Origin of the sequence: Extensimonas perlucida (assembly GCF_007655255.1) — a bacterium.
Taxonomy (GTDB): Bacteria; Pseudomonadota; Gammaproteobacteria; order Burkholderiales; family Burkholderiaceae_C; genus Extensimonas; species Extensimonas perlucida.
Window position 1 is genome coordinate 1 of record NZ_VMYE01000016.1, and the last position, 16,709, is coordinate 16,709.

The 16,709-nt window shown below is 63.7% G+C and carries 12 protein-coding genes and 2 pseudogenes; 8 read left to right on the forward strand and 6 right to left on the reverse strand.

The features are described from left to right. Positions 1–128 (forward strand): annotated as a pseudogene (locus FK527_RS12530) (IS481 family transposase); the annotation flags it as partial. On the opposite strand, the gene ahpF reads toward FK527_RS12530, so the two are convergent. Both ahpF and ahpC read right to left on the reverse strand, forming a co-directional pair. Beyond that, positions 125–1,681 (reverse strand): alkyl hydroperoxide reductase subunit F, encoded by a 1,557-nt coding sequence (gene ahpF, locus FK527_RS12535; protein ID WP_144734400.1) that lies wholly within the window; start codon positions 1,679–1,681, stop codon positions 125–127. The pseudogene FK527_RS12530 and the gene ahpF overlap by 4 nt on opposite strands. 136 nt (positions 1,682–1,817) lie before the next feature. Then, positions 1,818–2,381 (reverse strand): alkyl hydroperoxide reductase subunit C, encoded by a 564-nt coding sequence (gene ahpC, locus FK527_RS12540; RefSeq protein WP_144734403.1) that lies wholly within the window; start codon positions 2,379–2,381, stop codon positions 1,818–1,820. Between the two features lie 352 nt (positions 2,382–2,733). Here ahpC and mfd point away from each other — a divergent pair, with 352 nt between their 5' ends. After that, a complete protein-coding gene (mfd, locus tag FK527_RS12545) occupies positions 2,734–6,264 on the forward strand; it encodes a transcription-repair coupling factor (RefSeq protein WP_144734406.1) in 3,531 nt (1,176 codons plus the stop codon). A 97-nt stretch (positions 6,265–6,361) separates the two neighbouring features. Here mfd and acnB read toward each other — a convergent pair whose 3' ends face one another. The 4 genes and pseudogenes from acnB to FK527_RS12565 all read right to left on the reverse strand — a co-directional run bounded on the left by acnB (position 6,362) and on the right by FK527_RS12565 (position 11,683). Continuing rightward, positions 6,362–8,956 (reverse strand): bifunctional aconitate hydratase 2/2-methylisocitrate dehydratase, encoded by a 2,595-nt coding sequence (acnB, locus tag FK527_RS12550; RefSeq protein ID WP_144734409.1) that lies wholly within the window; start codon positions 8,954–8,956, stop codon positions 6,362–6,364. 78 nt (positions 8,957–9,034) lie between these two features. Next, positions 9,035–9,589, reverse strand: coding sequence for a hypothetical protein (locus FK527_RS12555; protein ID WP_144734411.1), 555 nt, complete (start codon positions 9,587–9,589; stop codon positions 9,035–9,037). 30 nt (positions 9,590–9,619) lie between these two features. After that, positions 9,620–10,676, reverse strand: a pseudogene (locus FK527_RS12560) (HpcH/HpaI aldolase/citrate lyase family protein). Positions 10,677–10,696: 20 nt separating this feature from the next. Continuing rightward, positions 10,697–11,683: a malate dehydrogenase gene (locus FK527_RS12565; RefSeq protein WP_144734414.1), complete on the reverse strand. Its 987-nt coding sequence runs from the start codon at positions 11,681–11,683 to the stop codon at positions 10,697–10,699. Positions 11,684–12,006: 323 nt separating this feature from the next. On the opposite strand from FK527_RS12565, the gene FK527_RS12570 reads away from it, so the two are divergent. From FK527_RS12570 to FK527_RS12595, 6 genes are all read left to right on the forward strand, one after another. Next, positions 12,007–12,789, forward strand: coding sequence for a GntR family transcriptional regulator (locus FK527_RS12570; RefSeq protein WP_144734417.1), 783 nt, complete (start codon positions 12,007–12,009; stop codon positions 12,787–12,789). A 146-nt stretch (positions 12,790–12,935) separates the two neighbouring features. Further along, a complete protein-coding gene (sdhC, locus tag FK527_RS12575) occupies positions 12,936–13,370 on the forward strand; it encodes a succinate dehydrogenase, cytochrome b556 subunit (RefSeq protein WP_144734420.1) in 435 nt (144 codons plus the stop codon). Positions 13,371–13,409: 39 nt separating this feature from the next. Next, on the forward strand, positions 13,410–13,775 hold the full coding sequence (gene sdhD / locus FK527_RS12580) for a succinate dehydrogenase, hydrophobic membrane anchor protein (RefSeq protein WP_144734423.1): 366 nt from the start codon (positions 13,410–13,412) through the stop codon (positions 13,773–13,775). 22 nt (positions 13,776–13,797) lie between these two features. Continuing rightward, a complete protein-coding gene (sdhA, locus tag FK527_RS12585; RefSeq protein ID WP_144734426.1) occupies positions 13,798–15,606 on the forward strand; it encodes a succinate dehydrogenase flavoprotein subunit in 1,809 nt (602 codons plus the stop codon). 26 nt (positions 15,607–15,632) lie between these two features. Next, the gene (locus FK527_RS12590) at positions 15,633–16,337 is read left to right on the forward strand and encodes a succinate dehydrogenase iron-sulfur subunit (RefSeq protein ID WP_144734429.1); all 705 of its coding nucleotides are present in this window, start codon (positions 15,633–15,635) and stop codon (positions 16,335–16,337) included. 14 nt (positions 16,338–16,351) lie between these two features. After that, positions 16,352–16,675: an FAD assembly factor SdhE gene (locus FK527_RS12595; RefSeq protein WP_144734432.1), complete on the forward strand. Its 324-nt coding sequence runs from the start codon at positions 16,352–16,354 to the stop codon at positions 16,673–16,675. Positions 16,676–16,709: the final 34 nt, after the last annotated feature.

Genomic DNA, 16,709 nt, shown 5'->3' on the forward strand with positions numbered 1-16,709 from the left:
ACAACCACCACTTGCCCCAATCAGCCCTGCAGAGCAAGACGCCTATGCAGGCTATGAGTGGGTGGTACGATTCATACCCTCATTTGTTCCATCGGCGGCCTTATGATCGTCCGGGACTGGACAGCTAGCTGCGGATGAGGTGATCGAACGCGCTGAGCGCAGCCTTGGCGCCCTCGCCTGCGGCGATGATGATCTGCTTGTAGGGCACGGTGGTGCAGTCGCCCGCGGCAAACACGCCGGGCAGGCTGGTGTGGTTTTTCGCATCGACGACGATTTCGCCGAACCGCGACAGCTCCAGCGTGCCCTTGAGCCAGTCAGTATTGGGCAGCAGGCCGATCTGCACGAAGATGCCTTCGAGCGCGAGCGATTGCGCGGCGCCGCTCACCCGGTCTTGGTAGCGCAGCCCCGTGACCTTGTGGCCGTCGCCCGTGACCTCGGTGGTTTGCGCGTTCACGATGATCTCGACGTTGGGCAGGCTGCGCAGCTTGCGCTGCAGCACCGCGTCGGCCTTGAGCTCGGGCGCGAATTCGAGCAGCGTGACATGCGCGACCACGCCGGCGAGGTCGATCGCGGCCTCCACGCCCGAGTTGCCGCCACCGATCACGGCCACGCGCTTACCCTTGAACAAGGGGCCGTCGCAATGCGGGCAGTAGGTGACGCCCTTGGTGCGGTACTGCTCCTCGCCCGGCACGTTCATGTTGCGCCAGCGCGCGCCCGTGGCCAGGATCACGGCCTTGGCGCGCAGGCTCGCGCCGTTTTCCATGCGCACTTCGATCAGGCCGCCCGGCGTGCTCGCGGGCACCAGCGCCTGCGCACGCTGCAGGTTCATGATGTCCACCTCGTACTCGCGCACATGGCGCTCGAGCGCGGCGGCAAACTGCGGGCCTTCGGTCTTGGGGATAGAGATGTAGTTTTCGATGTCCAGCGTATCGAGCACCTGGCCGCCGAAGCGCTCGGCCGCGACGCCCGTGCGTATGCCCTTGCGCGCCGCGTACACCGCAGCCGCAGCGCCGGCCGGGCCGCCGCCGACGATGAGTACGTCGAACGGCTCCTTGGCGTTGAGCTTGGCGGCCTCGCGCGCGGCCGCGCCCTGGTCGAGCTTGGCGACGATTTCGGCCAGCTCCATGCGCCCCTGGCCGAACAGCTTGCCGTTCAAAAACACCGTGGGCACGCCCATGATCTCGCGCGCCTCGATTTCATTTTGGAACAGCGCGCCGTCGATGGCCGTGTGACGGATGCGCGGGTTGAGCACGCTCATGAGGTTGAGCGCCTGCACCACGTCGGGGCAGTTGTGGCAGGTGACGGAGTAGTAGGTTTCGAACTCGTAGTCGCCCTCGAGCTGGCGGATCTGCTCGAGCAGGTCTGCGTCGGCCTTCGGGGGGTAGCCGCCCGTGTGCAGCAGCGCGAGCACGAGCGAGGTGAATTCATGCCCCAGCGGCACGCCGGCAAAACGCGGGCCCGTGCTGGCGCCTGGTTGGGTGATGAGGAACGAGGGCTTGCGCACCGGCAGGTCGTTTTTCTCGACCACGGTGATCTTGTCGGACAGCGCGCGGATGTCTTGCAGCAGCTCGCGCAGCTCTTGCGACGCGGGCCGCTCGTCGAGCGTGGCCACGAGCTCCACGGGGCGCGTGATGCGCTCTAGATAAGCTTTGAGTTGCGCCTTGAGGTTGTCGTCGAGCATGAGAGGGCTCCTGGAATGTCAAAACTACGGGGTGAAAAAAACCGGGCACCCGGCAAGGCGCCAGGAGCCCGGTGAACGTCGGGCCGATCAGGGCGTGCACCTGAGCGGGGTACGCACTGAAGGGCAGAACGCTGGCTCAGATTTTGCCCACGAGGTCGAGCGAAGGCTTGAGCGTGGCTGCGCCTTCGGTCCACTTGGCGGGGCAGACTTCACCGGGGTGGGCGGCGACATATTGCGCAGCCTTGACCTTGCGCAGCAGGTCCTCGGCGTTGCGGCCAATACCTTCGGCAGTGATTTCCACAGCTTGGATAATGCCTTGCGGATCGACGATGAAGGTGCCGCGGTCTGCGAGGCCCTGGCCGGGGCGCAGCACGTCAAAATTGGTGCTGATTTCCCAGGTCGGGTCGCCAACCATGGTGTATTGGATTTTGCGGATGGTGTCCGAAGCGTCGTGCCAGGCCTTGTGCACGAAGTGCGTGTCGGTGGAAACGGAGTAAATCTCGACGCCCATCTTCTGAAACTCGGCGTAGTGGTCGGCCATGTCACCGAGCTCGGTCGGGCACACAAAAGTGAAATCCGCCGGGTAGAAGAAGAACACCGCCCACTTGCCCTTGACGTCGGCATCGGTGATTTCGATGAACTTGCCACCCTTGTAGGCCATGGCTTTGAAAGGCTTGATTTGCGTGTTGAGTACGGACATTTCAGATTCCTTCGGTTGAGTTGCTGAACACGGATGCAAGTCTAGACGCAAACTTGCCATCAAGCCAATTGATAGCCTGCATGCCATCGATTGGGTTTTCCAATGCCACAAAAGCCAAGCGCAATGAGTTTCGCACGACCCCGCCGGGTGCGAACACCGCAGGCTCCTAGGCGCCGCGGGGCGCACAGGTTCAGTAGGTGCGTAGCCGTGCAGGTCTGCAGGGTGATACCTGGGTACACCGCAGCCAACAAGCGGCCCCCCTAAAATTGCACCCCGCGACTACCCACACCCCCGCCCTCCCCGGCCGGGGGTTTCGTCGTTTCTGCCTTTTGTTTTTTGCTTCCCGCGCCTCATGGACTTGCCCAAACTCTCCCCCGGAAAACGCTTTACCCTGCCGCGCCTCGTGGGCAGCGCCGATGCGCTGCTGCTCGCGCAGCTCGCAGCGCGTGAAAAATCGGGGCGGCGGCTCACGGCCATCGTCACGGCCGATGCGAGCGACGCGCAGCGCCTGATCGACGAGATGGCGTTTTTTGCGCCCGACTTGCGCATTGCGCTGTTTCCCGACTGGGAGACGCTGCCCTACGACAGCTTTTCGCCGCACCATGACTTGATCAGCGAGCGCCTTGCCACGCTGTGGCGCATCAGCCAGAAACACCAGGACACGGGCGCCGACGTGGTGCTGGTGCCGGCCACGACGGCGCTGTACCGGCTCGCGCCGCCCTCGTTTCTCGCGGCCTACACCTTTCACTTCAAGACGGGGCAGAAGCTCGACGAGGCCAAGCTCAAGGCGCAGCTCACGCTCGCCGGCTACAGCCACGTCACGCAGGTGGTGAGCCCCGGCGAATACGCGGTGCGCGGCGGCTTGATCGACCTGTTTCCGATGGGCTCGCCCATGCCCTACCGCATAGACCTGTTCGACGACGAGATCGACAGCATCCGCAGCTTCGACCCCGACAGCCAGCGCAGCCTCTACCCCGTGCCCGAGGTGCGCCTGCTGCCGGGGCGCGAATTTCCCATGGACGAGGAGGCGCGCACGCGCTTTCGGCGCCGCTGGCGCGAGCTGATCGAGGGCGACCCAACCAAGAGCCGCATCTACAAAGACATGGGCAACGGCGTGGCCACGGCGGGCATTGAGTATTACCTGCCGCTGTTTTTCGACGACACGGCCACGGTGTTCGACTATCTTGGCGCGCAGGCCACCGTGGTGCTGCACGGTGACGTGCAGGCCGCGTTCGCACAGTTCTGGCAGGACACGCGCGAGCGCTACCGCCTGGCGCAAGGCGACCCCGAACACCCCGTGCTGCCGCCCGAAGCACTGTTTTTGAGCGCCGAGCAGTTCTACACCCGCGCCAACGCCCATGCGCAACTGGCGCTGCGGGCCGCTGCAGGCGCTGGTGCAACGGGCGACGCGACGGCCGAGGGCGCAGCGTCGGTCGAAGGGACAGCAAGTGCGTATGCCGAATTCGCCACCTTGCCCGACCTCACCGTGGTGCGCGGCGCCGACGAGCCACTCACGCGCCTGCAGGCGCATGTGCAGCGCACACCGCAGCGCGTGCTGCTGCTGGCCGAAAGCGCAGGGCGGCGCGAGAGCCTGCTGGACTTTTTGCGCGCGAGCGGCGTGCACCCGCCGGCGTTCGAGTCGCTCGCCGAATTCCAGGCCGCGGATGAAAAAATCGGCATCGCCACCGCGGCGCTGGGCAACGGCTTTTCGTGGCCCGAAGGCGGCATCGACTTCGTCACCGAAACCGAGCTTTTTGCCACCGGGGCCGCCACGCGCCGGCGCAAGCGCCAGGAACAGACCAGCGACGTCGATGCGCTCATCAAAGACCTCTCCGAGCTCAACGTGGGCGACCCCGTGGTGCACAGCGCGCACGGCATAGGCCGCTACCGCGGGCTCGTGCACATGGACCTGGGCGAGAAAAACCCCGACGGCAGCCCGGCGATGCAGGAGTTCTTGCACCTCGAATACGCCGACAAGGCCGCGCTCTACGTGCCCGTGAGCCAGCTGCAGCTCATCAGCCGCTACACCGGCGTTTCTGCCGACGAAGCCCCGCTGCACAAGCTGGGCAGCGGCCAGTGGGACAAGGCCAAACGCAAGGCCGCCGAGCAGGTGCGCGACGCCGCGGCCGAGCTGCTCAACATCTATGCACGCCGCGCTGCGCGCCAAGGCTACGCCTTTCGCTTCCACGCGCAGGACTACGAGATTTTTGCGAACGACTTCGGCTTCGAGGAAACCGCCGACCAAAAGGCCGCAATCCACGCCGTGATCCAGGACATGATCAGCCCGCGCCCCATGGACCGGCTGGTGTGCGGCGACGTGGGCTTTGGCAAGACCGAAGTCGCCCTGCGCGCGGCCTTCGTGGCCGTGACGGGCGGCAAGCAGGTGGCCTTTCTCGCGCCCACCACGCTGCTGGCCGAGCAGCATTACCAGACGCTGGTTGACCGCTTTGCCAAATGGCCTGTGAAGGTGGCTGAGGTGTCGCGCTTTCGCTCCACCAAAGAGGTGGCGGCCACGCTCAAAGGGCTGGCCGAGGGCACGGTGGATATCGTCGTAGGCACGCACAAACTGCTCAGCGCGTCGGTGCACTTCAAAGACCTGGGCCTGCTCATCATCGACGAGGAGCACCGCTTTGGCGTGCGCCACAAAGAGGCCATGAAGCAGCTGCGCGCCGAGGTCGATGTGCTCACGCTCACGGCCACGCCGATCCCGCGCACGCTGGGCATGGCGCTCGAGGGCCTGCGCGACCTCTCCGTGATCGCCACCGCGCCGCAGCGGCGCCTGGCGATCAAGACCTTCGTGCGCAGCGAAAGCACGGGCGTGATCCGCGAGGCCGTGCTGCGCGAATTGAAGCGCGGCGGGCAGGTTTACTTTTTGCACAACGAGGTCGAAACCATTGAAAACCGGCGCCAGAAGCTGCAGGAAATATTGCCCGAGGCGCGCATCGCCGTGGCCCACGGCCAGATGCCCGAGCGCGAACTGGAGCGCGTGATGCGCGACTTCGTGGCGCAGCGCTACAACCTGCTGCTGTGCTCGACCATCATCGAAACCGGCATCGACGTGCCCACGGCCAACACCATCCTCATCAGCCGCGCCGACAAATTCGGCCTCGCGCAGCTACACCAGCTGCGCGGGCGCGTGGGCCGCAGCCACCACCAGGCCTACGCCTACCTCATGGTGCCCGACCTCGAAGGGCTCACCAAGCAGGCGCAGCAACGGCTCGAAGCCATCCAGCAGATGGAGGAGCTCGGCAGCGGCTTTTACCTGGCCATGCACGACCTCGAAATCCGCGGCGCGGGGGAATTGCTGGGCGAGAGCCAGAGCGGCAACATGCTCGAGGTGGGCTTTCAGCTCTACAACGAAATGCTCAGCGAGGCCGTGCGCGCACTGAAGGCCGGCAAGGAGCCCGACCTGCTCGCGCCGCTGTCGGCCACCACCGACATCAACCTGCATGCCCCCGCCCTGCTGCCAGACGACTACTGCGGCGACGTGCACCTGCGCCTGTCGTTCTACAAAAAGCTCGCCACCGCGCACAGCGACGAGCAGATCGACAGCCTGCTCGAAGAAATCGTGGACCGCTTCGGCAAGCTGCCGCCGCCCACGCAAACCCTGATCGACGTGCACCGCCTGCGCGTGCTCGGCAGCCGCTACGGCGTGACCAAAGTCGATGCCGCGCCCGGTGTGATCCACATCAGCTTCAAGCCCCAGCCACCCATAGACCCGATGGCGATCGTCGGGCTGATCCAGAAAAACAAGCACATCAAGCTCGCCGGCAACGAAAAGCTGCGCATCGAACGCGCCCTGCCAGACCCAAAGGCGCGCGCGCAGCTCGTGCGCGACGTGCTGCGCAGCCTAGGCCAGCCGCTCGAGGTTGTGGCGGCTTGAGTGCACAATTATTGACAATTGGTCATCTGCGTATTAACACCCCTCGCCCAGAAAAAAGCCCGCCGAAGCGGGCTTTTTTCTGGGCAGGTTCAGCGCATCAGACGCTCACCGTCTCAGCCGCTTGCTTGAACTCCTCGATCTGGTCGAAGTTCATGTAGCGATAGACTTCGCTGGCCTTCTGGTTGATCACGCCCATTTCGGCATGGTATTCCTCCACCGTGGGCAGACGGCCCAGACGCGAAGCGATGGCCGCGAGCTCTGCCGAAGCGAGGAACACGTTGGTGTTCTTTCCCAGACGGTTCGGGAAATTGCGCGTGCTCGTGGACACCACCGTCGCGCCCTCGTGCACCTGCGCCTGGTTGCCCATGCACAGGCTGCAGCCCGGCATTTCGGTGCGTGCGCCGGCGGTGCCGAAGGTTGCGTAATAACCTTCCTTGATGAGCTCGTTCTGGTCCATCTTGGTCGGCGGCGCGACCCACAGGCGCACGGGGATGTCGCGTTGGCCTTGCAGCAGGCGCGCCGCCGCGCGGAAGTGGCCGATGTTGGTCATGCATGAGCCGATGAAGGCCTCGTCGATCTTGGTGCCCGCCACTTCGGACAGCACCCTGGCGTCGTCCGGGTCGTTCGGGCAGCAGAGGATGGGTTCTTTGATGTCGGCGAGGTCGATCTCGATCACGGCGGCGTACTCGGCATCGACGTCGGCCTCGAGCAGCTGCGGCTTGGCCAGCCACTCTTCCATCTTCTTGATGCGGCGCGCGATCGTGCGGGCATCCTGGTAGCCGTCGGCGATCATGTTCTTGAGCAGCACGATGTTCGACTTCAGGTACTCGATGATGGGCTCCTGGTGGAGCTTGATCGTGCAGCCTGCGGCCGAGCGCTCGGCCGAGGCGTCGGAGAGCTCGAACGCCTGCTCCACCTTGAGGTCCGGCAGGCCCTCGATTTCGAGGATGCGGCCCGAGAAAAAGTTTTTCTTGCCCTTCTTCTCGACGGTCAGCAAACCCTGCTTGATCGCATACAGCGGAATCGCGTGCACCAGATCACGGAGCGTGATGCCAGGCTGCATCTGGCCCTTGAAACGCACCAGCACCGACTCGGGCATATCCAGCGGCATCACGCCCGTGGCCGCGGCAAAGGCCACGAGCCCCGAGCCTGCCGGGAAGCTGATGCCGATCGGAAAGCGCGTGTGCGAATCGCCGCCCGTGCCCACGGTGTCGGGCAGCAGCATGCGGTTGAGCCAGGAGTGGATCACGCCGTCGCCCGGGCGCAGCGCGACGCCGCCGCGGCTGCTGATGAAGGTGGGCAGCTCGCGGTGCATCTTCACATCGACGGGCTTGGGGTAGGCCGCGGTGTGGCAGAACGACTGCATGACCAGATCGGCGCTGAAGCCTAGGCAGGCCAGGTCTTTGAGCTCGTCGCGCGTCATCGGGCCCGTGGTGTCCTGGCTGCCGACGGTGGTCATCTTGGGCTCGCAGTAGGTGCCGGGGCGAATGCCCTGGCCTTCTGGCAGACCGCAGGCGCGGCCCACCATCTTCTGCGCCAGCGTGAAGCCCTTGCCCGTATCCTCGGGCGCCTTGGGCAGGCGGAACACCGTCGAGGCCGGCAGGCCCAGAAATTCGCGCGCCTTGCCCGTGAGGCCGCGGCCAATGATCAGGTTGATGCGGCCGCCCGCGCGCACTTCGTCGAGCAGCACTTCGCTCTTGAGCTGGAAAGTAGCGATGACTTCGCCGTTTTTCTCGATCTTGCCCTCGTAGGGGTAGATGTCGATGACGTCGCCGAATTCGATCTTGCTGACATCGACCTCGATCGGCAGCGAGCCAGAGTCTTCCTGCGTGTTGAAGAAGATCGGCGCGATCTTGCCGCCCAGCGTCACGCCGCCAAAGCGCTTGTTGGGCACATAAGGAATGTCGTGCCCGGTGTGCCAGATCACGCTGTTGGTGGCCGACTTGCGGCTCGAGCCCGTGCCGACCACGTCGCCCACGTAAGCCACGAGGTGGCCTTTTTGCTTGAGCTGCTCGATCACGCCGATCGGGCCGCGCTTGCCGTCTTCCTCGGGCTCGAACGGCGCATCGGGGCGCTTGTTCTTGAGCATGGCGAGCGCGTGCAGCGGAATGTCGGGGCGGCTCCAGGCGTCAGGCGCGGGCGAGAGGTCGTCGGTGTTGGTCTCGCCAGGCACCTTGAACGCCGTCACGGTGATCTTTTGCGGCACTTCGGGGCGCGTGAGGAACCATTCGGCATCGGCCCAGCTTTGCATCACGGCCTTGGCGTGCGCGTTGCCAGCCTGCACCTTCTCGGCCATGTCGTGGAAGGCGTCGAACATCAGCAGCGTGTGCTTGAGCCCCTCGGCTGCGATCGGCGCGACTTCGGCATCGTCCAGCAGATCGATCAAAGGCTTGACGTTATAGCCGCCCACCATGGTGCCGAGCAGCTCGGTCGCCTTGGCCCTGCTGAGCATGCCCACCTGGATGTCACCATGCGCCACGGCGGCGAGGAACGAGGCCTTCACTTTGGCCGCATCGTCCACCCCCGGCGGCACGCGATGCGTGAGCAGGTCGAGCAAAAACTGCGCGTCTTCGCCCGCGGGCGGATTTTTGATGAGTTCGATCAGCTCCCCGGTCTGCTGCGCAGTTAGCGGCAGCGGCGGGATGCCCAGAGCGGCGCGTTCGGCCACATGGTCACGGTAGGCTTTCAACATTTTGTTCTCTTGTGATTGCAATTGGAAACGGCGCAGCCGCGAGGGTTGCGCCCCCACCGGCCGCGCCTGCTGAAACAATTAATTGCGCGAATCCAGCAGACTCGGCGGCGGGTTTTTCTTCAAGGCCTCGGCCACGACCACTTGCTGCGCGCTCATGCATTCATCGGCCATGCGCTGACCGATTTTCTGGTTCATGAGCATGGACTTGTTGGGGATCTGCAGCCAGACGGCGCCGGCCTTGTGGTCTTCGAGGCGAATGGCGCCAGTTGCCGAAACGACGGGCGCCATGTGGTACTTGAAGCCCTTGCCCTCCACGTGGAAGTAACCGGGCGCGGCGTTGTCGGCGGATACCGTGACATACGCGCCGAGTTCGCAAGGCATGCGCCCGACGTACACCTTGTCGGCAATCGCCAACTCTTCGGGCGTGAGCGCTTTTTCCGCCGCATCAAAGCCGCTGGCCACCTGTTTGGCCGCGCTGTGCAGCTGCTCGCGGCTGGTCATGGGTTTGGTCTTGGCGCTCGAGGCCTTGGCCACAGTTTTGTGTGAGGGCTTGGCCGGCGTCGCATCAGAATTCGCAGCAACCGCAAAGGCTGGAACCATGGCCACCAGCACGGAAGCAAACAAGGACTTCATAGAAACTCCTGCAGGAAGGGAAAAGCAAAGTCAGGGGGCATCCGCTGAAGCGGCAAGCGTAAACCAAGCGCGCACGGCCTCGGGCAAGAAAAGCCCTGTTCGGTGTGCACGTTCTAGCACCTGCCAATAGTACCGATAGCTGGCCCGATCGTGCAGCACCCCGTCCATGTTGATGGGAGCCCACTCAGCACCGGCGGCAGCTGCAATGATTTTTGCAGCGTGCTCGACATCGTCCTGCGTGGGCGCGAACGCTTCGAGGATGGGGCGGATCTGCGCCGGGTGGATGCTCCACATGCGCGTGTAGCCCAACTCGTGCGCGGCGCGCGTGGCGGCGGCCTTCATGGCCGCCATGTCGCTGAATTCGGTAACTACGCAATGCGCGGGCACCTTGCCATGGGCATGGCAGGCCGCGGCTATTTCGAGCTTGGCACGCAACACCAGCGGGTGCGAAAACTGCCCTGCCGAAGTCATGGCCTCGGCCGGAACCGCCCCCGCCATGCGCCGAGACGAAGTCCATCAGGCCAAAGCTCAGACTCTGCACGCGCGGATGCGCCGCGATCTCGAAGGCCCGGTACACGGCCTGCGGCGATTCGATCAGCACATGCAGGGGCAAATGCCCCGCCGACGCACGCTGCAACGCCTTTTCCGCCGTGAGCACGTCGTCGATCGATTCCACCTTGGGAATCATGATGTGGCAGAGCCTGTGCCCGGCCTCGCCGGCGATCGTGGCCACGTCGTTCGCAAAAGCGGGGTGATCGACAGGGTGCACGCGCGCTGCGACACGGGCGTGCGGTGCAGCGTCGCGCGCGAGCGCCGCCACGAGCCTGGCGTGGGCCGCCTCGGCGCCTACGGGGGCGCCATCCTCGCAGTCGAGCGTGACGTCGAAAACGCAGGTGCCGAATTCTTGCGTCATCTCGGCCTGCAGCTGCAGGCTTTTGCGCATGCGCGCCTCAACGCCGCTGTAGTGGTCGCAAACCGGCAAAAAACCGGTCTGCGCCTGGGCGCCCAGAAGCACGTCGCGCGGATGGCCTGCGGCGTTACTGCGCTTTGCCACGGAGGGCGGCGCGGATTCCTGGGCCGAGTGCATCGCCATACTGCCGCTTTGCTTTACAGCAGATGCTTCACGCCGTCTTGCTCGGACAGCAATTCCGCCAGGGTGATGTTGATGCGCTCTTGCGAGAAGGCGTCGATCGCCAGCCCCTCGACCACCTTGTATTCACCGTTGGCACAGGTCACGGGGAAGCCGAACATCACGTCTTTTGGGATGCCGTACTGGCCATCCGAAGGAATGCCCATGGTCACCCACTTGCCGTTCGTGCCCAGTGCCCAGTCGCGCATGTGATCGATGGCCGCATTGGCTGCCGAAGCCGCCGAAGACAGGCCCCGCGCCTCGATGATGGCAGCGCCGCGCTTGCCCACGGTGGGCAGAAACACATTGGCGTTCCAATCCGGGTCATTGATCATCTGGGCGACGCTCTGCCCCTGGATGGTGGCAAAGCGGTAGTCCGCGTACATGGTGGGCGAATGGTTGCCCCAGACGATCATTTTTTCGATCTCTGCGACCGGCTTGCCCGTCTTGGCGGCGATCTGGCTCAGGGCGCGGTTGTGGTCCAGGCGCAGCATGGCCGTGAAATTCTTGCGCGGCAGGTCGGGCGCGCTTTTCATGGCGATGTAGGCATTGGTGTTTGCGGGGTTGCCCACCACCAGCACCTTGACGTTGCGGCTCGCCACGGCATTGAGCGCCTTGCCCTGTTCGATGAAGATGGCGCCGTTCACGGCCAGCAATTCGGCACGCTCCATGCCGGGGCCGCGCGGCCGCGAGCCCACCAGCAGGGCGTAGTCGGCATCCTTGAAGGCCGTCATGGGGTTGCTGTGTGCCTCCATGCCCGCGAGCAGCGGGAAGGCACAGTCTTCGAGTTCCATCATCACGCCCTTGAGCGCTTTTTGCGGCCCTTCGACAGGCACCTCGAGCAGCTGCAGGATGACGGGCTGGTCCTTGCCCAGCATTTCGCCGGAGGCGATACGAAACAACAGGGCGTAGCCAATCTGGCCGGCCGCACCGGTGACAGCAACACGTACGGGCTTCTTGCTCATGGTGAAAACTCCAGGAAGTGAGGAAATAGGTCAGCGATTGCACGAGACCAGGCAGATCGCGCAGTTCCGTGGGACTTGCTCCCCCACGGGTTTTGCGCAGCGCATTCGTGGACGGTGCAATCGACGCAAGCACCAGCGCCCGCAATGAACAACCCGACGGGCCGCGCCCTGCACGCCATGCAAACAGAGCGAAAGTTTACCGCCGAACGCGACGCACGGTCAATTTGTCTTATGTCTTATATAAGATATGATTGCACGCAGGCGACCTGCTCAGAGGGTGCGCATGATCCCGCGCACCTGCCCGCCTTGTCCCACCTCCAGCCATGTCTTCGTTGCCCCACTCTGCCGACACCTCTGCGACGGCTGCAACTGCAGCCGCTACGCCGGCGTTCAGCCCGCTGTACCAGCAGATCAAGGGGCTGATATTGCAAGGTCTGCAGCAGGGCGAGTGGAAACCGGGCGAAGCGATCCCGAGCGAGGTCGAGCTTGCTGCGCGCTTTCGCGTGAGCCAGGGCACGGTGCGCAAGGCCATAGACGAACTCGCGGCCGAAAACCTCCTCGTCCGCCGCCAGGGCAAAGGCACCTTCGTTGCCACGCATGCGGAGCAGCAGGTGCAATACCGCTTTTTGAAGCTGCGCCCCGACGTTGGCAACGCCCGCACCGAAGGCCCGGCACAGCGCACGATTCTGGACTGCCGCCGCACACGCGCCAGCGCCGAGGTAGCGCGCGCGTTGGCACTGCGCAGCGGCGACGCCGTCGTGCAGGCGCGGCGGATTCTCTCTTTCGGGGGCACGCCCACCATCCTGGAAGACATCTGGTTGCCCGGCCAGGCCTTCAAAGGCCTCACCGCGGAACATCTGGCCAGCTACCAGGGCCCGACCTACGCCATGCTGGAATTGGAATTCGGCGTGCGCATGGTGCGCGCAGAAGAAAAAATCCGCGCCGTGCTCCCTGATGCCGAGCAGGCCGAGCTGTTGCGGGTCACTACCGGTACGCCGCTCCTGAGCGTGGAACGCATTTCCTACACCTACAACGACGTCCCCATGGAATTGCGCCGCGGCCTGTACCGCACCGACACGCACCACTATCACAATACCTTGATCTAAAGCAGGCACCACATGCTGCAGACACACCCGAGTGTGAGCATCAAATTTTGGCGCGCGGCAGGGCGTGGCAGTGGCCTTGCAATAGAATTTTGCGTTGTCTGCACCATTCCTCCCACAAAGCAACATCCTCGAAGAAAGCACCAGACATGACAGAAATCGCCAAAAAAAGGCCCGAATTCCGCAACATCAATGCACTTTCGGACCTGCCCTCCTACCGCCTTCCTGCCGCAGGCTGGGTTTCCATCCTGCACCGTGTCAGCGGCTTCCTCATGCTGTTGCTGCTGCCCTTCATTCTCTGGATGTTCGATACCTCCGTGTCGTCCGAGATTTCCTTCGAAAGATTCAAGGCGGCATTCCAAGGCGGCCTGGGATTTTTCCCGGGCTGGTTCATCAAGCTCGTGGCGCTGGCATTGATTTGGGCCTATCTGCACCACTTTACCGCGGGCTTGCGCCATCTCTGGATGGACATCAGCCACGAGGCCGTGAGCAAAGAATTCGGCAAAACTTCCGCCGTTGTCACCCTGGTGATCACCATCGCCCTGACGCTGGTGCTCGGTGCCAAGCTGTTTGGCTTGTACTAAGCCATCCCCACCGCTCCAGCAACAAGAAAGGAAACCCCCATGCCCACCAATTACGGCTCCAAACGTACCGTCGTCGGCGCCCACTACGGCCTGCGCGACTGGCTCAGCCAGCGCGCAACGGCCGCGCTGATGGCCTTGTTCACCATCATCGTGCTGGCCCAGTTGCTTTTGTCCCAAGGCCCGATCGGCTACGACCTGTGGGCTGGCATCTTTGCCCACCAGTGGATGAAGGTATTGACTTTTGCCGTCATCGTCGGCCTGGCCTGGCACGCCTGGGTTGGCGTGCGCGACATTTTCATGGATTACATCAAGCCCGTTGGCGTGCGCTTGGTGTTGCAGGTTCTTGCCATCGTCTGGCTGGTCGGTTGTGCCGGCTGGGGCATGCAGATTCTGTGGCGTCTTTGATTTCCGCGACTGAAGGCTAACAATGAGCTATACCAACGCTACCATCTCCAAGCGCAAATTTGACGTTGTCATCATCGGTGCCGGCGGCTCCGGCATGCGCGCCGCACTCGAACTCTCCCGCGCGGGGCTCAACGTGGCTTCGCTCTCCAAAGTTTTCCCCACGCGCAGCCACACCGTGGCCGCCCAGGGTGGCGTGTCGGCCTCGCTCGGCAACATGAGCGAGGACAACTGGCACTACCATTTCTACGACACCGTCAAGGGCTCCGACTGGCTCGGCGACCAGGACGCGATCGAATTCATGTGCCGCGAAGCGCCCAACGTGGTGATCGAGCTAGAACACTTCGGCATGCCGTTCGACCGCAACCCCGACGGCACCATCTACCAGCGCCCCTTTGGCGGCCACACGGCCAACTACGGCGAAAAGCCCGTGCAGCGCGCCTGCGCCGCCGCCGATCGCACCGGCCATGCCATGCTGCACACGCTGTACCAACAAAACGTCAAGGCCAAAACCAATTTCTTCGTCGAGTGGATGGCGCTCGACCTGATCCGCGACGCCGACGGCGACGTGGTGGGCGTGACCGCACTCGAAATGGAAACGGGCGACCTGTACGTCCTCGAGGCCAAGACCGTACTGCTGGCCACGGGGGGGGCCGGGCGTATTTTTGCGGCCTCGACCAATGCCTTCATCAACACCGGCGACGGTCTGGGCATGGCGGCGCGCGCCGGCATCCCGCTGCAAGACATGGAATTCTGGCAATTCCACCCCACCGGCGTTGCCGGTGCGGGCGTGCTCCTGACCGAAGGCTGCCGCGGTGAAGGCGCCATTTTGCTCAACAGCAATGGCGAGCGTTTCATGGAGCGCTACGCCCCCACGCTCAAAGACCTGGCCCCGCGCGACTTCGTCTCGCGCTGCATGGATCAGGAAATCAAGGAAGGCCGCGGCTGCGGCCCCAATAAGGACTACGTGCTGCTCAAACTCGACCACCTCGGGGCCGAGACCATCCACAAGCGCCTGCCCTCGGTGTACGAGATTGGCATCAACTTCGCCAACGTGGACATCACCAAAGAGCCCATTCCCGTGGTGCCCACCATCCACTATCAAATGGGCGGCATCCCCACCAATATCCACGGCCAGGTCGTCACGCAAGCCAATGGCGTACACAACGCCGTCGTGAACGGCCTGTATGCGGTGGGCGAATGTTCCTGCGTGAGTGTGCATGGCGCCAACCGTCTGGGCACCAATTCGCTGCTCGACCTGCTGGTCTTCGGCAAGTCTGCGGGCAGGCATATCGTCGAATTCGTTGCGCAGAACAAAGAACACAAGCCCCTGCCCAAAGATGCCGCGGAGCGCACGCTGGAGCGTCTGAACCAGCTCGAGAAATCCACCGATGGCATTTATGCGCAGGACTTGGCCAACGACATCCGCGCCGCCATGCAGCAGCATGCCGGGGTATTTCGCACGCAGGCGAGCATGGACGAAGGTGTGCAAAAAATCGCCGCCCTCCGTGCCAAGGTTGGCAGCGTCACGCTCAAGGACAAGTCCAAGGTCTTCAACACCGCGCGGATCGAAGCGCTCGAGGTCGACAACCTGATCGAGGTCGCGCAAGCCACCATGGTGTCCGCCGCCGCCCGCAAGGAATGCCGCGGTGCCCATACCGTGGATGACTACGAGCACCCTGCAGACCACGCTGAATTCCCGCTGGGCCGCAACGACAAGGAATGGCTCAAGCACACGCTGTGGTACAGCGCAGGCAACCGGCTCGACTACAAGCCCGTGAACCTCAAGCCGCTCACGGTGGAAAGCATCCCCCCCAAAGTCCGGACGTTCTGAAGCGCCAGCCTCCCAAGAGAACAACCATGCAAAAACGCACCTTCAAAATCTACCGCTACGACCCGGACCAGGACGCCAAGCCGTACATGCAGACCATCGAGATCGAGCTCGATGGCCACGAGCGCATGCTGCTCGACGCCTTGCTCAAGCTCAAGGCGCAGGACCCCAGCCTATCGTTTCGTCGCTCCTGCCGCGAGGGCGTCTGCGGCTCGGACGCCATGAACATCAATGGCAAGAACGGCCTCGCATGCTTGACCAACATGAACTCGCTACAGGGCACCATCGTGCTCAAGCCCCTGCCTGGCTTGCCAGTGATTCGCGACCTGATCGTGGACATGACGCAGTTCTTCAAGCAATACCACTCGATCAAGCCCTACCTGGTCAACGAATCCCCCGCACCTGAAAAGGAGCGTCTGCAATCGCCCGAAGAGCGCGAGGAGCTCAACGGCCTGTACGAGTGCATCCTGTGCGCGAGCTGCTCCACGAGCTGCCCGAGCTTCTGGTGGAACCCCGACAAATTCGTCGGCCCGGCGGGCTTACTGCAGGCCTACCGCTTCATTGCCGACAGCCGCGACGAAGCCACGGGCGAGCGCCTGGACAACCTCGAAGATCCCTACCGTCTGTTCCGCTGCCACACCATCATGAACTGCGTGGACGTGTGCCCCAAGCACCTGAACCCCACACGCGCCATAGGCAAGATCAAGGAATTGATGGTGCGCCGCGCCATCTGATGCTGCGGACTTCCATGGGCGAATCGTTTTCCGCTGCTGATGCGTTGCTGAACGAACGCGAACTGAGCAAGCTGCACTGGCGTTGCCGGCGCGGCCTGCTCGAAAACGATTTGTTCATCTCCCGCTTCTTTGCCCGCTTCGAATCCGAACTGAGGCAATCCCACGCCAGAGGTCTGCTCGCTCTGATGGACCTGGCCGACAACGACCTGCTGGACTTGCTGCTACGCCGCCGCGAGCCCGCTGAGACACTCGATACTCCCGAGGTTTGCACGGTTCTTGCGATGCTGCGCCAGGGCACAGCTGTTATTGTCCCAGGCACAGCAGACCAGACCCGGTGACGTGCATTGGTCACGCCACGCGCTTGCCACCTTT